The 17964-nt window shown below is 37.5% G+C and carries 23 protein-coding genes; 4 read left to right on the forward strand and 19 right to left on the reverse strand.

Annotated elements, in window-relative coordinates; genetic code table 11:
- The 18 genes from LC457_RS21270 to tpx form a co-directional block, all read right to left on the reverse strand.
- Nucleotides 1-867 carry a VOC family protein gene (locus tag LC457_RS21270; protein ID WP_223601633.1) on the reverse strand — a complete coding sequence of 289 codons (867 nt, stop codon included), beginning with the start codon at nt 865-867 and terminating at the stop codon, nt 1-3.
- Between the two features lie 166 nt (nt 868-1033).
- Entirely contained in the window at nt 1034-1273 is a 240-nt protein-coding gene (locus LC457_RS21275) for a hypothetical protein (protein WP_223601634.1), read from the reverse strand.
- A gap of 35 nt (nt 1274-1308) precedes the next feature.
- On the reverse strand, nt 1309-1722 hold the full coding sequence (locus tag LC457_RS21280) for an SRPBCC family protein (RefSeq protein ID WP_047421660.1): 414 nt from the start codon (nt 1720-1722) through the stop codon (nt 1309-1311).
- 80 nt (nt 1723-1802) lie between these two features.
- Nucleotides 1803-2234 (reverse strand): VOC family protein, encoded by a 432-nt coding sequence (locus LC457_RS21285; RefSeq protein WP_047377588.1) that lies wholly within the window; start codon nt 2232-2234, stop codon nt 1803-1805.
- A gap of 137 nt (nt 2235-2371) precedes the next feature.
- Nucleotides 2372-3148 (reverse strand): alpha/beta fold hydrolase, encoded by a 777-nt coding sequence (locus LC457_RS21290; RefSeq protein WP_223601635.1) that lies wholly within the window; start codon nt 3146-3148, stop codon nt 2372-2374.
- 2 nt (nt 3149-3150) lie between these two features.
- Nucleotides 3151-3651, reverse strand: a complete 501-nt coding sequence (locus tag LC457_RS21295) for a DinB family protein (RefSeq protein ID WP_223601636.1) — start codon at nt 3649-3651, stop codon at nt 3151-3153.
- A 206-nt stretch (nt 3652-3857) separates the two neighbouring features.
- Nucleotides 3858-4319, reverse strand: coding sequence for a hypothetical protein (locus tag LC457_RS21300; RefSeq protein WP_223601637.1), 462 nt, complete (start codon nt 4317-4319; stop codon nt 3858-3860).
- A 31-nt stretch (nt 4320-4350) separates the two neighbouring features.
- Nucleotides 4351-4761 carry a VOC family protein gene (locus tag LC457_RS21305; protein WP_223601638.1) on the reverse strand — a complete coding sequence of 137 codons (411 nt, stop codon included), beginning with the start codon at nt 4759-4761 and terminating at the stop codon, nt 4351-4353.
- A gap of 95 nt (nt 4762-4856) precedes the next feature.
- The gene (locus tag LC457_RS21310) at nt 4857-5264 is read right to left on the reverse strand and encodes a VOC family protein (RefSeq protein WP_223601639.1); all 408 of its coding nucleotides are present in this window, start codon (nt 5262-5264) and stop codon (nt 4857-4859) included.
- Between the two features lie 76 nt (nt 5265-5340).
- Nucleotides 5341-5931, reverse strand: coding sequence for a Crp/Fnr family transcriptional regulator (locus tag LC457_RS21315; protein ID WP_223601640.1), 591 nt, complete (start codon nt 5929-5931; stop codon nt 5341-5343).
- Between the two features lie 272 nt (nt 5932-6203).
- The gene (locus LC457_RS21320) at nt 6204-7415 is read right to left on the reverse strand and encodes a DUF763 domain-containing protein (RefSeq protein ID WP_223601641.1); all 1212 of its coding nucleotides are present in this window, start codon (nt 7413-7415) and stop codon (nt 6204-6206) included.
- Nucleotides 7416-7490: 75 nt separating this feature from the next.
- Entirely contained in the window at nt 7491-8621 is a 1131-nt protein-coding gene (locus tag LC457_RS21325) for an NAD(P)/FAD-dependent oxidoreductase (protein WP_223601642.1), read from the reverse strand.
- Between the two features lie 48 nt (nt 8622-8669).
- Nucleotides 8670-9503 (reverse strand): AraC family transcriptional regulator, encoded by an 834-nt coding sequence (locus tag LC457_RS21330; protein ID WP_223601643.1) that lies wholly within the window; start codon nt 9501-9503, stop codon nt 8670-8672.
- Between the two features lie 28 nt (nt 9504-9531).
- Entirely contained in the window at nt 9532-9936 is a 405-nt protein-coding gene (locus LC457_RS21335) for a glyoxalase superfamily protein (RefSeq protein ID WP_223601644.1), read from the reverse strand.
- 11 nt (nt 9937-9947) lie between these two features.
- Entirely contained in the window at nt 9948-10295 is a 348-nt protein-coding gene (locus LC457_RS21340; RefSeq protein WP_223601645.1) for a VOC family protein, read from the reverse strand.
- A gap of 86 nt (nt 10296-10381) precedes the next feature.
- Nucleotides 10382-11071 carry an alpha/beta hydrolase gene (locus tag LC457_RS21345; RefSeq protein ID WP_142718215.1) on the reverse strand — a complete coding sequence of 230 codons (690 nt, stop codon included), beginning with the start codon at nt 11069-11071 and terminating at the stop codon, nt 10382-10384.
- Between the two features lie 68 nt (nt 11072-11139).
- A complete protein-coding gene (locus tag LC457_RS21350) occupies nt 11140-11715 on the reverse strand; it encodes a Crp/Fnr family transcriptional regulator (protein ID WP_223601646.1) in 576 nt (191 codons plus the stop codon).
- Nucleotides 11716-11800: 85 nt separating this feature from the next.
- Nucleotides 11801-12301 (reverse strand): thiol peroxidase, encoded by a 501-nt coding sequence (tpx, locus tag LC457_RS21355; protein ID WP_223601647.1) that lies wholly within the window; start codon nt 12299-12301, stop codon nt 11801-11803.
- Nucleotides 12302-12657: 356 nt separating this feature from the next.
- On the opposite strand from tpx, the gene LC457_RS21360 reads away from it, so the two are divergent.
- A complete protein-coding gene (locus LC457_RS21360) occupies nt 12658-14877 on the forward strand; it encodes an NADP-dependent isocitrate dehydrogenase (RefSeq protein WP_223601648.1) in 2220 nt (739 codons plus the stop codon).
- A gap of 203 nt (nt 14878-15080) precedes the next feature.
- Here LC457_RS21360 and LC457_RS21365 read toward each other — a convergent pair whose 3' ends face one another.
- Entirely contained in the window at nt 15081-15416 is a 336-nt protein-coding gene (locus LC457_RS21365; RefSeq protein ID WP_223601649.1) for a helix-turn-helix domain-containing protein, read from the reverse strand.
- A 100-nt stretch (nt 15417-15516) separates the two neighbouring features.
- Here LC457_RS21365 and LC457_RS21370 point away from each other — a divergent pair, with 100 nt between their 5' ends.
- The 3 genes from LC457_RS21370 to LC457_RS21380 all read left to right on the forward strand — a co-directional run bounded on the left by LC457_RS21370 (nt 15517) and on the right by LC457_RS21380 (nt 17855).
- On the forward strand, nt 15517-16263 hold the full coding sequence (locus LC457_RS21370; protein ID WP_223601650.1) for an SDR family oxidoreductase: 747 nt from the start codon (nt 15517-15519) through the stop codon (nt 16261-16263).
- Nucleotides 16264-16434: 171 nt separating this feature from the next.
- The gene (locus LC457_RS21375; RefSeq protein WP_223601651.1) at nt 16435-17415 is read left to right on the forward strand and encodes a heme-binding domain-containing protein; all 981 of its coding nucleotides are present in this window, start codon (nt 16435-16437) and stop codon (nt 17413-17415) included.
- A complete protein-coding gene (locus LC457_RS21380; RefSeq protein WP_223601652.1) occupies nt 17412-17855 on the forward strand; it encodes a cytochrome P460 family protein in 444 nt (147 codons plus the stop codon). The genes LC457_RS21375 and LC457_RS21380 overlap by 4 nt, the downstream gene beginning before the upstream one ends.
- Nucleotides 17856-17964 lie beyond the last annotated feature (109 nt).

The raw sequence follows: 17964 nt of genomic DNA on the forward strand, positions 1-17964 counted from the left end.
TTAAGATTGATAAGCATCCTCCAAATCCTGGATGATAATTTTCTGCATTTTCATCATAGCCTGAACTACTTTATAGGCTTTTTCCTGATTGGAATCATTCATTAACTGAATAAGTCTTTTAGGCACAATCTGCCAGCTCAGCCCATATTTATCTTTCAGCCAGCCGCACATGCTTTCTCTGCCGCCGTCTGCTGTCAGCGTATTCCAGTATTTATCAGTCTGCTGCTGGTCGTCCGTCATTACCACCAATGATATTCCTTCATTGAAATCAAACTGGTGATCATAAGAATTATCCATACAGAATACACTGTAATTGTCTATCACAAAATGAGCATGCTGAACATTTTCTGCCGGTTCCGGGATATCATGCCCTTCATTGCCTGCTCCATAGGTCAATATGTTTCCTATGCTTGAGTTAGGGAACGTTTTAGTGTAAAGTTCCATAGCTTCTTTTGCTTTTCCATTATTTCCATGGATGAACATCAAAGTAGGAATTATTTTCTGTTCGCTTGCTTTTTCACCCAAAAACAACTGCCATGTTACTCCATATTTATCCTGAACCCATCCGTATTTTGGGCTCCATGAGTAAGATCCCAGCTCCATCAAAGCCATCCCGCCAACAAGTAACTGATCCCAGTATTTTTGAACTTCATCTTCTGTTTCACAAATCACCATGAAAGAGATGGAAGGATTTTTTTTGAATTGCGGACCGCCATTCAGAAGCATCAATCTTTGTCCAAACAAATCAATATTCATCACCACAGGAGTATCAGCCGTGATCTCGCCTCCAAAAACTTCACAATAAAATTCTGCAGACTGCTTGGCATCTCCGTCATACCAGAGACATGGGAAAATATCGTTATTCATAATTTTATATTTAAATGGATTGATTTATCTTGTTTTACTTTTTTCTTGGGAATAGTATTTATCTGCTGATTAATTTTACAGCAAAAGAAATCTTATGTCTTTGCATTTAAAGAAGATTGTTTCGCTTTATCTGCAATGACACCGTAGAAATGTCTGGTTACACTTTTTATACTTCTTTAAAGCATACCTGATTTTCTTTCATATAATTCTTCAGTTTCACCATCGTATTTTTTCCGAAACCATGAAGCTGCATAATTTCTTTCTCGGAATAATCTGAAAGTTTTTCCAAAGAATTTATTTTTTCTTTTTCTAAAGCTCTTCTTGCAGGTATTGCAATAACCCCATGAAGAAATTCTTCTTTAGGGTCATAATTAAAAGCATAAATGGAATTTAAACTCTTGGACATGATAACTAAATTGATCATGGCTACAAAAAATATTGTTAATGATTCTCAACATACTTGTGGAAATTATTAAGAATAGCATACCAGCCATCTCGCTGCATTTCCACTGAATTTTGTTTTTCCGGATCGAAAATTTCAATAACTTTCGTTGTGTTTTCATCTATTTTATCGAAAACAACTTCTACTTTCCGCCCGTCTTCCATATGATATTTGATAACCTCATGGGGAATAATTTCGTCATAAACTCCTTCAAAATCAAATCCGAAACTTTTGTCTTTAGCTTCCATTCTGTTTTTGAATCTGCCTCCTACCTTCAGATCATTTTCAGAACTAGGGCACTGCCAGCTTTCGTGGGCAAAATTCCATTTTGTGATATGTTTTGGCTCATTGAAATAATTCCAAACTTTCTCAACGGGCGCTAAAATTGTAATGTCTATTTTAATTGGATCCATAGTTCTAATTTTTTTTACAGTTTGAATAAAGAGCTGCCCAAAAAATGGGCATCTCTTTTTATGATTAGTTAAATATAGGATTATTTTGCGTATTCGTCATTATAGTTCACCATCCAATGAACACCATATTTATCCTGAAAGCATCCGAAATAGTCTCCCCAAAACTGATCTTCAATCGGCATTTCCACATTTCCGCCATCAGAAAGTTCTTTAAAGATTCTGTCGGCTTCATTTCTTGAATCAGGGAAAATAGAAACATAATTATTATTTCCTACGGTAAGCGTCTGCCCAAAACCAGGTACAATATCTGATGCCATTAAAAGGTCACCTCCAATAGGCAAAGCAATGTGCATTACCCTGTTTTTTTCTTCTTCTGAAAGGTTTTCTGTACCGGGAGCATTTCCCATTTTATGAATTCCTCCTACGAATTCACCACCGAAAACAGTTTTGTAAAAATTGAACGCTTCTTCAGCTGTTCCATCGAAATTTAGGTATGGATTTAATTTAGCCATGATTTTTAATTTTAAAGTTATTATAAGGTTCTATCGTTGATCCATTAAGGAATAATTAATTTAGTATGAATAGTAAATACAGCTCTGTTTTGAATCATTACAATTCACTTGGCTTGACTCACTATTTTTCAAAGTTCTTAATGGTTTATAAATTTTTCTACTTCTCTGACCGTAAAGTCTATTAAGTTTACATCAATACTTCCGTCAAAGTCAGGCATCATATAAACACCATGAGTTGCGGGAAGTATCATTAACCGGGAACCTTTCACCAGGCGCCACATCGCTGCAGCGTGTTCCGGTTTCATCACATCCTGATCACCACTGATGAATAATGTAGGTGATTGTATAGATATCAGCACTTCATCATCCCAGTCTTCAAACGTCTGCATCCTTGTACAGTCTTTCTCAAAAAGATTTTCCAGTTTTGAAAAATCCGGATTGAGATTTAAAAAATTAATTTTGAAAGGTTCCGGCATCGATTCAAAAGTGGCTTCCTGCATTCCTTCAAAAAAGCCGTCTATCATTCCGCTTCTTTTATAAAATGCTGAGGCAACAACCAGTTTTTCTACGATTCCAGGATGACGGTGGCCAATTTGCATTACCGTACTCCCACCATTGCTGAATCCCCATAAGGAAGCCTTTCCAATGTTTAATTCGGCTAAAAGTCCGGCAACATCATCAGCATCCTGCTCAAATGTTTCAGGAATATCACGGTGTTCGCTACGTCCGTGGTTTTGCAGATCGATCCCTATGAGCTGGAACTTGTCTTCCAGCCTGGCAATGACTTCTTTAAAATCGTACAGAATGGAAGAACCTCCTCCATGAATCAGAACCAATGGTTTTCCGGATCCATAGATCTCATAATACAATTGGATTCCGTTGACTTTTTTATAGCCTTTTTCTACCGGATTCATGATTAGTATTTAAGATTTTCGTCTACATCATACTTCATTCCGGGATAATCCAGAATTCTGCGCATCAAGCCTATCTGCCCGCAGAGATAATCTTCACGGCCAATGCACATTCCGACAAAATTGAGTTTCGTTTCTTTAATAAAAGGAATATTCATTCCTATCTCAAATATCTCATCCAGTTCTTCATCAGTTACTTCATGAAGTCTTTGGAATACTTTAGAGGAAATTTTATGAAAGTTCTCTTTTAATTCAGCTAAAGTTGGATATTTAAAGCCTTCATCCAATGTTTTTCCCTGGAAAAACAAGTCACTGTAAGGGTCTTCTTCCTGTACCCCAAGCACCCAGCCCAAGCCGTAGCGCATGTTGACAAAATTCCCTGCCATCCATACGATATGGTTGGTTTTATTTTCAATTCTTTTCAATGCATCTTCTTCCGAAATGCCTTCCAAAACATTCATAAAGCTTTGGGAATGCATTCTGTAAGCCGGAATAACGAGTTCCATTTTTTTTGATTTTGGTGTGTCCATTTTTAATTAGAGATTAGAAGTTAGAAATTATAGGTTGGAGAAACGCAAAGGCGCAAGATTTCTATAAGCTGTGTGTGTGTGTTTAAGGCGCAAGGATTTTATCTTCGATAAAATTGCACTCTTCTAAAAAGTAATACTAATATTCCAACGATGTACTTGTCATTCCGAGCAAAGCAAGGAATCTATTTTATGGCACCCGGTTTTCCTAAAATTCTGCGGAGATAACCCAGCTGTCCGCTGTGGTAAATTTCATGAAGACTTAGGGTTGAAATATCTTTAACCATTTCAGGTTTAAAACTGTTTAGGGTATTAAGTTTCGCTTCCAGCCCGTCCTGAGATTGTTTCAAATAGGATTTTAAATCTTCAAAGTTGACTAATTCATCTTTCCGGTTCAAAGGAATTTCACCTCTGTTGTAGCAGGAAAACTTTTCACTGTCCCACACGGATTCTTCGCCTAAAATATTCAGAAAGGGATTCCTGATATGGATTAAGTGTCCAAGAATCCAATTCATACAGTTAGCTTCACCATTAGGAAAAATCATTGATTCTTCATGGGTAATGCCGTCAATATTCAAAGAAATCACCTGATAGTTGCTGACAACTTGATTCTTTATTAATTCTATATCGTTTGATGTTGCTTCCATTGGATAAGTATTTAATAAGTGAATGATAATATTATTCTGCAGGCATCTGGGATACATCTCCATGCATCACTTCCCACTGATGGCCATTGATATCAGCAAAACTGCTTTGATACATCCATCCGTAATCTACAGGCTCGCCATATTTTGAACCTCCGTTTCCGATGGCTGTTTTTACCATCTGATCTACTTCTTCGCGGCTGTTTACCCCAATGGCAAGAAGCACCTGTGTGGTATCTCCTTTAGCAAAAGGTCTGTTGGTAAAGGTCTGGAAGAACTCTTCTTTTAGGAACATGGTGTAAATATGATTTTCCTTCATGACCACACATATTGCCTTATCGTTTGAAAACTGTTCATTGATAGAAAAGCCTAACTCTGTCCAGAATTCTCTGGTTTTTTGTACGTCTTTTACGGGTAGGTTGACGTAAATATCAGTAATATTCATTTTGTAAATTTTAGTGGTGAATTTTATCCAAAATTACCAAGGTATGGTAAGAATGAGCTTGTCATAGGACAAGATTTAATTTTTATTTGGACTAACTATTCTGCAGGCATTTGCGACATATCGGCAAACGTCATGTTCCAGCCATGCCCATCAATATCCCAAAAGGAATTCTGATACATCCATCCATAATCCTGAGGTTCTTCATGCTGCAACGCACCGTTTTTTACAGCGGTATTCACTATTTTATCTACGTCTTCACGGCTGTCAAGACCTACTGCTACAAGAACCTGACTGGTATTTTCCTTGGCAACAGGCTTATTGGTAAAGGTCATAAAGTAATCTTCCTGCAGAAACATGACATAGATGGTATCATTCAAAGCAACGCAAGCTGCTTTATCATCTGAGAATTGTTCATTAATAGAAAAACCAACCTTGGTCCAGAATTCTTTTGTTTTCTGTACATCTTTTACCGGAAGGTTTACATAAATTTGATTGACTTTCATTTTTGTAATTTTAGTGTTAATCTGTTATCCAAAATTACCAAGGTGCAATGAAAATCAACTTGTCATAGGGCAAGATTTAATTTTTCTTAGGATGTGAGACAATTTCCTTACGGATACGGCTCAAAGAAGTGTCTGTAACTCCCAGATAGGAAGCAATTTGTTTCAATGGTGCAAATTGTATGACTTTAGCTTTCTGCTCCAGCAGATTAAGATATCTTCTGGTTGCTGAAAGGGTGAACATTTCTACAGATCTCTGTTTGTAGGCAAAAAGTTCCTGAGACATCCATGATCTTCCCCATTCTCTGAGGTTTGGAATTTTATGGAATAATTCCTGAAACGTATCATAATCCATCCTCCAGCATTCACAATCTGTAATACAAACGATATTTTCCTGAGAGGGAACCCGCTGAAACATTGACAAAACCTCAATAATGACTTCATTTTCTACGAAAAAGTGAGTGGTTACTTCATTTCCGTTAAAATCATTAACATAGGAACGCGCCAATCCGCTTTCAAGAATATAATATTCATTGGCCGTTTTTCCTTCCTCAAGGATGAAATCACCTTTCTGGAAAGATGTTTTCTCATGAGCCTGAAATATCTCAGCAAGCTCTTCGGGGAAAAAGAAAGGGAAATCATAGCAGATTTCTAAAGCTTGATTGGTCATTGGTGTCAATTTTTTTAGTCTTTAAAAATAAAATTTTTAATTGAATTAAGAGCAAAAAATATTAAACAAAGAATTGAATATTTTCATCAAAAGCACATATTCTATTGAAATTAAAGATATTTCAAAGCTTATTAATTTTAAACAGTTATTTGAAACATACTATCTCTAACCACCCCGTCAAAAATTCTTTGAATTTTTGCCACCCCTCCGAAGGATGGGAATGACTATCTGCCGATAATAGTAATTGTAAGCTTTTTACAGGAAATATTTTTTTAAAACAGGGAAAGTTGTATTGATTTGGGTGCATTGGGTTTCTGGGCATCACCAAAGACGGTCTTGCCACCAAAACGCCAGGAATTTTGTCTTTCTTCTTCAATCACCTGCTGAATATCAAAATCCGGAGTAAAGTCTTTTTCGGCATTGGCAACGATCTGATGAAGCTTGTTTAAAGAATTCAGTTTATCAGAATTTCCCAGTCTGGACTTTTCAATCCCTTTTCTGAGAATGCTGATACTTTCATCATATGTATTGATCGGAACTGGGAAAGGATGTCCGTCTTTACCTCCATGAGCAAAGGAAAATCTTGCCGGATCGGCAAATCTCGATGGCGCTCCGTGAATGACTTCACTTACCAAAGCCAATGACTGCATGGTTCTTGGTCCTACTCCTTCCAGCATCAGTAAATCTTCAAAATTCTGAGGCTGCTGCTCTCTGGTAACATACAGAAGTGCTCCCAAACGCTTCAGATCTACATCGGAAGCCTGAACGTCATGATGGGCAGGAAGAATCAATGTTGCAAAATCCTTCATTACTTCTGCTGAATCGGTATGGGAGATATCTAAAATTCCCTTTCTGTTCTCTGAAGCTTCGGCATCGGTAAGGTTAAGTATTTTTCCTCTTGAAATTCCGTTGATTCCCGTATGAGGCTGCTCTACAAAGGATTTGATATTTTCGGAATGCCAGTGATACCGCCTTGCTGTTCCATCCGATTCATGCATTCCCTGCTGAATAACGCTCCAGTTTCCATTGTCTGAAAGGATGAAATTATGCAGATACAGTTGATAGCCATCCTGAATTGCCGTATTATCCACTTTTGCCGAAAGCTTGCTGGCTCTCACCAAATCTGTTCCGTTGAGACCTGTTTTATCAGCTATTTTTATTAATTCTGATGGAGTTTCACGGGAAAACTTTCCTTTACCACCACAGATATAAAGTCCCAGAGATTGTGAATTGGGATTAATGGAACGTTTCAGTGCTCCCATCACAGAAGTGGTAATTCCTGAAGAATGCCAGTCCATTCCCATTACAGCTCCAAAGCTCTGAAACCAGAACGGATCTGCCAATCGGCGCAATACCTCATCTTTACCATAATCCATGAGAATTACTTCAATAATGGAAAGTCCAAGCACAGACATACGTTCATACAGCCATGGTGGTACTTTGCCATAGTGAAGGGGTAAATCTGCTGTTCCTGAACGTTTCATTGTTTTAAAAATGTAAAGTTAAGTTTTATTACTCTTACTATTTAATGATCCCGATCATTAATTCTATTATTACGGTTATCGGATAAGGTTTGTAAAAGAGAAACCGGGATCACGCATTTCCAATTCATTTTTACCGGATTCCAGTTGTGCTTCTTTGGCGTAGATAAACATTTTCTGTTCATAGGCATCAATCGATTCATTTATGCTTTGATATTTTTCTTCTGTCAGATTTTCTGATAAAATTAAAGCATCCATCAGCCCGCTATTGACTCCCTGTCCAGCAAAAGGCGGCATCAGATGAGCGGCATCTCCAATAAGTGTTACAGGTAAAGAGCGGTTGTCTTTCCAGGGTTTGTCTAATGGAATTGTCCTTGTTGGCAACCCCACAAAAAAGGAAGTTGATAGGAATAACTGCTGATACAGCTCGTTCCATGCAGAAAATCTTCGGACAAGAAACTGACGAATCTGTTCTGTGTTCTGAAAATCCAAACCAGGGCCATTTTTCCATTCATCAGGCTTTTTGAATATGACTCCATACGTCAACGCTCCGTTATTATAAGGATTGGCGACCAATAGATTACCTTCAAAAGCGGCCATTGGTCTTTTTCCGTCGCACCATTCAAAAAATTCGGGACACGCTTTCTCAGGCTGTGGAATATCTCCCTGAATGATAAAAGTCCCTGTATCTTCTACTTCAGCATCTGTTACATATCTTCTTACTTTAGACATTCCGCCATTAGCGCCTATGACCAGATCTGCAGTTACATCAGACTTGTCCTTAAAATGAAGCAGCCATTTCCCTTCATTTTCTTTCATTCCGGTAAAGTTCATATCCCAGATTACCGAATCATGTGAAAGACTGCCCAGCAACATTTCTCTTAAATGATTTCTGTTGATTTCCGGGTTGTCATATTGATTTTCAGGAGTAATTTCTTTCGTAAAAAGTATATTGCCATGTTCATCAGCAATTTTGATTCCTATAGGCAAGGCAATCTCGTAATATTTATCTAACAATCCAGCCTTTTTCATAGCTTTCTGTCCTGATTCCCGATGAAGATCTAAGGTTCCGCCCCAAACTCTTGTCTGTGCATTCTTATCTCTTTCATAAACATTTACTTCAACGCCTTTCTGCTGTAGTAAAATTGCCATTGTTAATCCAACCGGGCCTGCACCAATGATGGCTACTTTTTTATGTTTCAATACCATAATTTTTAATGTATTTATTATGGTACAAAATTCCGGAATCCCATGGTATCAGGCTTGTACAAATGCGACAAAATCATTGCTTAAGGCTTGTTTCCTTTTTTTGGCTTTCCGTGCGAAAACAGCAGGTGTTGTGCCGCTGTACCGTTTAAATTCTCTGCTTAAATGAGATTGATCTGTATATCCGAATTCCTGTGCGAGGGCTGCAATAGAAGTTTCAGGAGCATGCCACAGACGGTTTCTTATCTGTTCAAAACGCATCACTCCGGATACATCTTTTACGGTGTGGCCAGAGGACTGTTTAAACTTCCTTTCTAATGTCCGGACAGTTGTATGAGCTGAATCAGCCACCTGATTGACAGGAATAGTTCCATTATTTTTTCTCATGGCAGCTCCGGCTTTGAAAAGGAGACTGTCTGCTGTAATAAGTGAATGTAATTTCAGAAAATATTGTTCTACTTCAGAAACGGCTTCTTCTATTTTTCCCTTCGTAATAAGATCATTTAATGTAGCTTGAAGCGTTGCAACGGGATGTTCAAAAGTATGAACTCCGTTTTCAGTTTTTTCTGATGACAATCCCAGCAAATCAAAAACAGCCCATGGGAAACATCTTATTCCAATAATTTCCAATTGATTTTGAGCATAAAAAAGAGCGGGCTGATTGAGTAGTCCCATGATAAACGGAGAAGGTAAAGCCTGTAAAGTTCCGTGATGAGAGATACTGCAGCCACTTCCAAAATGAAAAATAATTTCAGCATAACCATCCGGCATCACCGTAAATCCTGACTGTTGTTCACCATAATCCCTTCTGTTATACCAAAAACATTTTATGGTATCTTTAAGTTCTTCCGGAACCTCAAACTCCTGATGTATATTTGAAAACATGACAATAAGCTATGCAGTTTGTGTAGGATTAATTGTGGGAATAGAATTCAAGATCTTTATGTTTTTCTTCATTATATTCTTCTTCAAATGTAATTTTGTTCCCGAAAGGATCAATTACGGTAAAAGATACAGCACCGTAAAACGTTTTTTCAAGTCCCGGACGATTGTATTTGTATTTTTTGTCAATCAATTCTTTATGATATTGAGGAACGCCTTCTCCCCAGACAGCAACTCTTGTTCCAGGTGTTCCGTCTCCATGGTGTTCGCTTAAATGGAAAATGATATTTTCTCTTTTCACTTCCATATAAACGGGAGTATTTTCATCAAAATAATGTTCCCATACAATCTCAAATCCCAGCCAGTCTACATAGAATTCTTTTGTTTTCTGATAATCAAAGATTCTTAAAACAGGAATAATGCGTTCTGCTTTCATTGTCAGGTAGTTTATTGATGAGACAGTATATTGATCAGTTTTTGAAATGGATCTTTAACAAAAAATCGGCGAACTCCCCATTCTTCATTGGTCAAATCATAAGTGATTTCAAAGCCTGCATTTTTCATTTTCTGATAAATTTCATCTACATTATCTACTTCAATGGAAAGGTCCGGAACTTCAGTATCATTTCCTCCCTGTTCGGCAAAACTGATCTGAATTTTTGCTTCTTCATCATTCCCCAATGTTTTAATCCAGCCATGATCCATCAAAACATCCAGTTCCAGAATGTCCTGATAAAACTGATTGGTTCTGGAAAGATCATCCGTTTTGATATTGGCCACAATTCTTTTTACCATTTTGCAGTAATTTTTTCATTAAAAAAGCCTTGTGAAATTACATAAAATTTCACAAGGCTTAATAAATTATTGTATTATATCTTGTATTAAACGGAGGCTGCAGCTTCTAAAATCAGCTGAGTAACTTCTTCAGGATGTGACGCCAATGAAGCGTGTCCCGCGTCTAAAGAGATTATTTTCTTAGGTTCAAGGCGCTCTGCCATTTCTTTTTCTGTTTCTGCAGGGATCATTCGGTCCTGCAATGAGATCTGATACCAACTTGGGAGTTTTTTCCATGCCGGCTCACCCGCTACGTCACCAAAACACTGACCGTGAATAGGTTTTTGTGACAATGACATTACCAATGCTTTTTCATCATCCAAATCCTGACAGAAAGCAGATTTAAATTCATCATATTTGATCCATAAAAAGCCTTTATCATCCGGATAAATGCTTGCTCCACCCGGCGATTCACGTCTTCCTAAAAGCGATCCCAGACTGTCTCCGGCATCAGGTGCAAATGCAGCAATATAAACAAGTCCGGCTACTTTATCATGATTTCCGGCTCCTGAAATAACAGCACCTCCATAGGAATGCCCTACTAAAAGTACTTTCCCATCCTGTGCATCAATAAGGTCTTTTGTCTTATTAATATCATCCTGCAGCGAAGTTAATGGGTTCTGAACACTTCTTACTTTATATCCTGCTTTTGTCAATGAAGGGATAACGTACTGCCAGTGTGACCCGTCTCCCCATGCTCCGTGTACCAAAATAATGGTTAAATCTTTTTGTTCCATAATGATTGTGTTAAAATTTGATAATGGTAAAGCTACGGTATAAAATTATCTGCAGACGTTAACTTAAGTTAATTAACAATCCGGCTTCTTATCCGGCTGAGTGACTGTTCTGTTACGCCCAAATAACTGGCAATATGTTTCTGAGCTATTTTCTGAAAGAGTGCGGGTTGTTTTTTGACAAGATTGAGATATCGGTTTTCGGGGGAATAGCACAGCAGGTCGTCAATCCTTTTTTTTGCATCCAGATAAATTTTTTCACTCATCACTCTCCCGAACTGCTGCCAGTAAGCCTCTTTTTTGTATAAAGCCCGCAAATGGTCTTTACTTAACAGTAAAATCTCACAGTTTTCCAGGGCCTGGATATTCATATTGGAAACGGTATCACAAAGTATACTTTCGTAATCGGTAAAAAATTCATTTTCAAAGTAGAACCCAAAATTGATTTCGCGACCTTGGTCATTGATATAAAAACATCTGATAGTCCCTTTTTTAATAAAGCCAAGATATTTGCATTTTTCTCCCTGCTTCAGAAAAAAATCAGATTTTAAAAGTACCGTATCATTCAGAAGCGCATAAAATTCATCAAAGTGTTCTGCGTCTACCTGAAAAAGTTCTCCGTATTTTTTACAATTATTTGACATCATTTGGTGTGATTTGATTAGATTTTATATTCAAAAAAAGCCTTGCAAAAATTACATTCACAAGGCTTTTCTACAAAAATTATTTTTATTATTTCAAGGCGGCAAGAGCGGCATCGTAATTAGGTTCGTTTGCTATTTCAGGAACCTGCTCAGTATAAATTACTTTGTTGTTTTCGTCTGTAACGATCACGGCACGGCTCAATAAACCTTTTAAAGGTGAATCTGCGATTGTCACTTCGTAATCGTCTCCAAAGCTGCTTCTGAAATCTGAAAGTGTTTCCACATTATTCAACCCTTCAGCTGCACAGAATCTTCCCAGAGCAAACGGAAGGTCTTTTGAAACATTGATGATTACTGTATTGTCAAGTTTTGAAGCTTCTTCATTGAATTTTCTGGAAGAAGCAGCACAAGTTGGAGTATCAATACTTGGGAAAATATTGAATACTTTTTTCTTTCCGTCAAAAGTTTCAAGTGTTTTCACATTTAATCCTGAATCTACCAATGCAAAATCTTTTACAGTAGTCCCTACAGATGGTAATGCTCCTATTGTGTGTACTTCGTTTCCTTTTAAAGTGATTGTCGTGGACATAATTTTATTTTTTAGTTTTTCAAATTTAATCAAAAAAGAAAATTTTCCCGACTTATTATGGTTAAATTAATCTTAAAGTGAAAATAAAACGTTTTCACCTGCTCATCAGTTTTTCAAACAAAATTACCTGCATGCTCATGACTTTAAAAAAAACAAGCTTTAGACGGCAAAAGTTCAATATCTGAAATTATCCAATTATTTTTAGAATTAATGACAGCATATCCGGAAGCAATACAATTACAACGATATAAAATTAAAGATACAAAAGCCACTTTTTTATGGAAATATCTCAAATAAAACAATGATATTTACTAAATTTGTGGGACTTAAAATTTCAAATAAAAAATAACAGTATAATGTCAGAAAAATCAAAAATCTATTACACACTTACTGATGAAGCTCCAATGCTGGCTACTCACTCGTTTTTACCTATTGTAAAAGCTTTCACAAAATCAGCAAATATCGAAATCGCGGTTCCGGATATTTCTTTGTCAGGAAGAATTCTTGCAAATTTTCCTGAGTTTTTAAAAGACGACCAGAAAATAAGCGATGCTTTATCAGAACTTGGCCAACTGGCTACTCAACCTGACGCTAATATCATTAAGTTACCTAACATTTCTGCTTCTGTACCTCAATTGGACGCAGCAATCGCTGAATTACAAGGTAAAGGTTTCGCTGTTCCAAATTATCCTGCAGAGCCTAAAAATGATGAAGAAAAAGCAATCAAAGCTAAGTATGCCAAAGTATTAGGAAGTGCTGTAAACCCTGTATTAAGAGAAGGAAACTCTGACAGACGTGCTCCAAAAGCTGTTAAAAACTATGCAAAAGCAAACCCACACAGAATGGGTAACTGGGCTTCTGACAGCAAAACTGACGTAGCACACATGAACAATGGTGATTTCTACGGTACAGAAACTTCTACAACATTAGAAAATGCTACAAAATACAGAATCGTATTCAAAGGAAACGACGGTTCTGAATCTGTATTAAAAGACTTCGCAGGTCTTCAGGCTGGTGAAGTAATTGATTCTTCTGTAATGAACTTAAATGCATTGAAAGCATTTGTTCAGGAAGCAATTGAGGAAGCTAAGAACAGAAATGTACTTCTTTCTGCTCACCTTAAAGCTACGATGATGAAAATCTCTGACCCAATTATTTTCGGGGCTATCGTTGAGACTTTCTTCAAAGAAGTATTTACTAAATATGCTGAGACTTTCAAATCTTTAGACATCAATCCAAATAACGGTCTTGCTGATCTTTTTGAAAAGATTAAAGGAAATGCTCAGGAAGCTGACATCAAAGCTGACATTGAAGCTGCTTTGGCAAACGGACCTAGAGTGGCAATGGTAAATTCTGACAAAGGAATTACTAACTTCCACGTACCTTCTGATATCATCGTTGATGCATCTATGGCTGCTCTTGTAAGAGGCGGAGGTAAAATGTGGAACAAAGACGGAAACGAAGAAGATACTGTTTGTATCATCCCGGACCGTTCTTACGCAGGTTTCTATCAGTCTGTAATTGACGATATGAAAGCGCACGGAAAATTAGACCCTACAACAATGGGATCTGTTCCAAACGTAGGTTTGATGGCTCAGAAAGCTGAAGAATATGGTTCTCATGATAAAACTTTCCAATTAGCAGCTGACGGAACTGTAGAAGTTCAGGACGAGGCTGGAAATATCCTTCTTTCTCAGAAAGTAGAAAAAGATGATATCTTCAGAATGTGTCAGACAAAAGATGCTCCTATTCAGGACTGGGTAAAATTAGCGGTAAACAGATCAAGATTATCTGATACTCCTGCCATCTTCTGGTTAGACAAAGGAAGAGCTCACGACAGAGAAATCATCAAAAAAGTAGAGAAATATCTTGCTGACCACGATACAACGGGTCTTGACATCAGAATCCTTGATGTAAAAGATGCTATGACTGAAACTCTGAAAAGAGCTAGAGAAGGTAAAGACACGATCTCTGTTTCCGGAAACGTATTGAGAGATTATTTAACTGACCTTTTCCCAATCCTTGAGCTTGGTACTTCTGCAAAAATGCTTTCTATTGTTCCATTGATGAACGGTGGTGGTTTATTTGAAACAGGTGCCGGAGGTTCTGCTCCTAAACACGTTGAGCAGTTCTTAGAAGAAGGATATTTAAGATGGGATTCTCTAGGTGAATTCTTGGCACTTCAGGCTTCTTTAGAGCACTTGGCACAAACTCAGGGGAATACAAAATCTCAGGTTTTAGCTGATGCATTGGATGAAGCTAATGCTAAATTCTTAGCTACAGATAAATCTCCTGCAAGAAAAGTAGGCCAGATCGATAACAGAGGTTCTCACTTCTATTTAGCAATGTACTGGGCTGAAGCACTGGCTAACCAAACTGCTGATGCTGAGTTGGCTAAACAATTTGCGCCGATTGCACAGGCAATGCAGGAAAATGAAGAAGTAATCAATGCAGAATTAATTGGTGCTCAGGGTAAACCTCAAAACATTGAAGGATACTACAAAACAGATACATATAAAACGTATGCAGCGATGAGACCTAGCACTGTTTTAAATGAAATCATTGACGGAATTTAATTGTTCGTTTTGATATAAATGAAAGCTCCTTTTTTAAGGGGCTTTTTTTGTGGAACCACCTCGTTAAAATATAGCGATAAGACCACCCCGTCAAAAATTCAAAGAATTTTTGCCACCCCTCCAAAGGAGTGGAATATTGAGGACATATTTACTCATCTAGGTCAGCATCTCCCTAATCCCTGCCACCTAACATCTACAACCTATCACCTATTCTCCACAATTACTCTCCTATGCTCTCTCCCCCAGTTGATCATTTCTTGGATAATATTTCCAAAGGTGCGACAATATTCCGTGGGTTCATATTCTATTAAAACAGGAGTTTCCGGGTAAACGGTGCGTTTTAGCAGTTTATTAAGCTCCATATCTTTCAGTTCTTTTGAAAGCATTCTGGTGGTAATTCCGGGAATACTCCGTTCAATTTCCCTGAAACGTCTGTTCCCGTTACAAAGAGAATTGATCACAGGAATTCGCCATTTCCCTCCGACAAAGTAAAGGGTATCCTGTAAAGCTCTAAGTTCTTCTGTCTGATCTCTTTCCATAGTTGCAAAGTTAAGTGATATCACGAATGATACTGGTATACTCTGTGATACTGGTTACAAAAGTATACCATTTCGAAATAACTTTGTCAAAAATTTTACAATGAAAAAATTCAGTAACAAACTGGCTATCGTGACAGGAGGAAACAGCGGAATAGGATTCGCTGCAGCAAAAGAACTTATTTCAGAAGGCGCAACGGTTATCATCACCGGAAGACGAAAAGAAGCTGTAGAAAAAGCAGCTCAGGAGCTTGGAGCAATCCCGTTCACCGCAGACCAGGCAAACCTTAATGAGATTGATCTTTTAAAAGAAGAAGTAGAGAAACAGTTTGGAAAAATAGATATCCTGTTTATCAATGCAGGAATTACAGGAACCCTGACCTCCATTGAGAATATGGATGTAGAAAATTTTGACCAGATGATGAACATCAATTTCAGAGGTGCATATTTTACGTTAAGCAAATTAATTCCATTATTAAATGATGGTGCGTCTGTCATCTTTTTATCTTCTATTGTGGCTTCTACCTATAAACCAAACAGTTCTGCTTATCAGGCAAGCAAAGCTGCGTTGAACTCAATTGCAAAAACAGCGGCGGCAGAATTAGCGCCAAGAAAAATCAGAGTGAATATGATCAGTCCCGGTCCGATAAAAACTGAGATTATGAATAAGGCCGGACTTGATGAAGAGACATTGAAAAATATACAAAATCATCTCGTAGATCAGATTCCATTGAAAAAAATGGGAACAGCTGAAGAAGTTGCCAAACTGGTTAGCTATTTGTCAGATGACCAGATTTCAAGCTATGTCACCGGAACCGAAATTATCATAGACGGCGGTATTACTTTATAAACGTTAGATTTAATCAGATCCCGGTAGTACAATTACCGGGATTTTTCTTGTGTATTTTCGGGGCTCAAAATTCCGGATTCACCTTTTGATTTGTCCGGTTAAGCTTGTTTTTCGTTTCACAACATAGACTATCCATCTACTTTTGATCCAGAAATAAAAACAATACTCATTATGGATACCGTAAAGAAAAAAAGAAACTTCGTTGCCATAGCATTTCTGGTGATATCAGGAACCTTCGGAGGGTTGCAGCTATTCAGCAAACCATTGGAAGGAAAACCGGTTACAGGAAAGATTGAAGCGCCAAGGGAAGTGATCAGTATTCTTGAAAACTCATGTTTCAATTGCCATTCCAACCAGCAAAACTTAAGTTGGTATGATAAAATCGCTCCTGTTTCGTGGGCCGTAAATAAAGACATCAAAAGAGCCAGAGAAGTTCTGAATTTCTCAGAATGGGAAAAACTCTCCCCGGCTGAACATCAGGGGAAAATGTATGCTATCCTCAATATGATGCAGAGCGGGAAAATGCCTCTTCATGAATACACTTTTCTGCATCCTTCAGCTAAGATTACAGAAAAAGATATTGAAATCATCAAAAAATACACTCTTTCATTATCTTCAGTAAATCCGGCAGCACAACATAAAAATGAACCTCATCCGGCTTCCAGTACACCTGCTGCAACTCCAGCAAAGTTTCCGGTTTCTCCCAATGGCGTTCAGTATACGCCTGATTTTAAAAACTGGAAAGTGATCAGTATGAGTACTCTTTTCGACAACTCTATCCGTGTCATCTATGGAAATGATATTGCAGTAAAAGCTGTGGAAACAGAAAACTTTCATCCATGGCCAGACGGAAGTATTGTCGTAAAATCTGTATGGAAACAGGAAGAACTTCCCAGCGGAGAAATCAGACCAGGAAAATTCATCAATGCACAGTTTATGATAAAAGATTCCAAACAGTATAAAGATACTGAAGGCTGGGGATTTGCAAAATTCTCAGAAGATGACCTTCATCCTACAGGAAAAAACACATCTTTTGCCAAAGAATCATGCATCGCCTGCCATAGACAGCTCGCAGAAAAAACAGGATATCTTTTTGATGTTCCAATGAAAGTAAATACTCAAAGATTAATCCAAAATTTACAGAAAAAATGAAAAATACAATCCTGATTTTACTGGTAAGCCTTATTGCTCTTACCGCTTGCAGCAAAGAAAATAACGATACAGATAATGGACTTAAGAGAGTTGTTTTTGATCCTGGCCAGCTTAAATTCATTTCCAATTCTTTAAATCCCAAGAAAGGAACAATGTCCGCTTTATATGGAAACGAAAAAGCGCTGGAATCTTTATCAAAGGAAAATCAGACACCGGAAACAGGTACTGTTATGAAACTGGTTACCTGGAAATATCATGAGAACCCTCAATATATTGGCGGAACTATTACCGGAGAATTGCTAAGTATCGAAACGGTACACTCTGATAACGCTGGAAATATTTCTTATGATGTTAAAAGTGATCTTGCAAAAACCACTTCTCCCAACAAAGATGAAAGAATCCAATATTTCATGAGTTACCGCCCTGTCAGCAGACCTTAAAAGCAAACTCAGGATTACTTTTTATAAATATTTAATCTGATAAATCCAATGAATGGGGAATGAAAATAAAACTCCTCTTTCACTATTTATCATAATATTTTCAATAAAA

Origin of the sequence: Chryseobacterium sp. GVT01B, from assembly GCF_019970045.1 — a bacterium.
Classification (GTDB): domain Bacteria; phylum Bacteroidota; class Bacteroidia; order Flavobacteriales; family Weeksellaceae; genus Chryseobacterium.

Coding starts and splice junctions, on each gene's coding strand:
- LC457_RS21305 (WP_223601638.1), bottom strand. CDS start 4,761: ATGAATATTACTGATATTTACGTCAACCTACCCGTAAAAGACGTACAA.
- LC457_RS21370 (WP_223601650.1), top strand. CDS start 15,517: ATGAAAAAATTCAGTAACAAACTGGCTATCGTGACAGGAGGAAACAGC.
- LC457_RS21315 (WP_223601640.1), bottom strand. CDS start 5,931: ATGACCAATCAAGCTTTAGAAATCTGCTATGATTTCCCTTTCTTTTTC.
- LC457_RS21270 (WP_223601633.1), bottom strand. CDS start 867: ATGAATAACGATATTTTCCCATGTCTCTGGTATGACGGAGATGCCAAG.
- LC457_RS21310 (WP_223601639.1), bottom strand. CDS start 5,264: ATGAAAGTCAATCAAATTTATGTAAACCTTCCGGTAAAAGATGTACAG.
- LC457_RS21320 (WP_223601641.1), bottom strand. CDS start 7,415: ATGAAACGTTCAGGAACAGCAGATTTACCCCTTCACTATGGCAAAGTA.
- LC457_RS21295 (WP_223601636.1), bottom strand. CDS start 3,651: ATGGAACTCGTTATTCCGGCTTACAGAATGCATTCCCAAAGCTTTATG.
- LC457_RS21375 (WP_223601651.1), top strand. CDS start 16,435: ATGGATACCGTAAAGAAAAAAAGAAACTTCGTTGCCATAGCATTTCTG.
- LC457_RS21285 (WP_047377588.1), bottom strand. CDS start 2,234: ATGGCTAAATTAAATCCATACCTAAATTTCGATGGAACAGCTGAAGAA.
- LC457_RS21275 (WP_223601634.1), bottom strand. CDS start 1,273: ATGTCCAAGAGTTTAAATTCCATTTATGCTTTTAATTATGACCCTAAA.
- LC457_RS21290 (WP_223601635.1), bottom strand. CDS start 3,148: ATGAATCCGGTAGAAAAAGGCTATAAAAAAGTCAACGGAATCCAATTG.
- LC457_RS21325 (WP_223601642.1), bottom strand. CDS start 8,621: ATGGTATTGAAACATAAAAAAGTAGCCATCATTGGTGCAGGCCCGGTT.
- LC457_RS21350 (WP_223601646.1), bottom strand. CDS start 11,715: ATGATGTCAAATAATTGTAAAAAATACGGAGAACTTTTTCAGGTAGAC.
- LC457_RS21300 (WP_223601637.1), bottom strand. CDS start 4,319: ATGGAAGCAACATCAAACGATATAGAATTAATAAAGAATCAAGTTGTC.
- LC457_RS21280 (WP_047421660.1), bottom strand. CDS start 1,722: ATGGATCCAATTAAAATAGACATTACAATTTTAGCGCCCGTTGAGAAA.
- LC457_RS21365 (WP_223601649.1), bottom strand. CDS start 15,416: ATGGAAAGAGATCAGACAGAAGAACTTAGAGCTTTACAGGATACCCTT.
- LC457_RS21340 (WP_223601645.1), bottom strand. CDS start 10,295: ATGGTAAAAAGAATTGTGGCCAATATCAAAACGGATGATCTTTCCAGA.
- LC457_RS21380 (WP_223601652.1), top strand. CDS start 17,412: ATGAAAAATACAATCCTGATTTTACTGGTAAGCCTTATTGCTCTTACC.
- LC457_RS21345 (WP_142718215.1), bottom strand. CDS start 11,071: ATGGAACAAAAAGATTTAACCATTATTTTGGTACACGGAGCATGGGGA.
- tpx (WP_223601647.1), bottom strand. CDS start 12,301: ATGTCCACGACAATCACTTTAAAAGGAAACGAAGTACACACAATAGGA.
- LC457_RS21335 (WP_223601644.1), bottom strand. CDS start 9,936: ATGAAAGCAGAACGCATTATTCCTGTTTTAAGAATCTTTGATTATCAG.
- LC457_RS21360 (WP_223601648.1), top strand. CDS start 12,658: ATGTCAGAAAAATCAAAAATCTATTACACACTTACTGATGAAGCTCCA.
- LC457_RS21330 (WP_223601643.1), bottom strand. CDS start 9,503: ATGTTTTCAAATATACATCAGGAGTTTGAGGTTCCGGAAGAACTTAAA.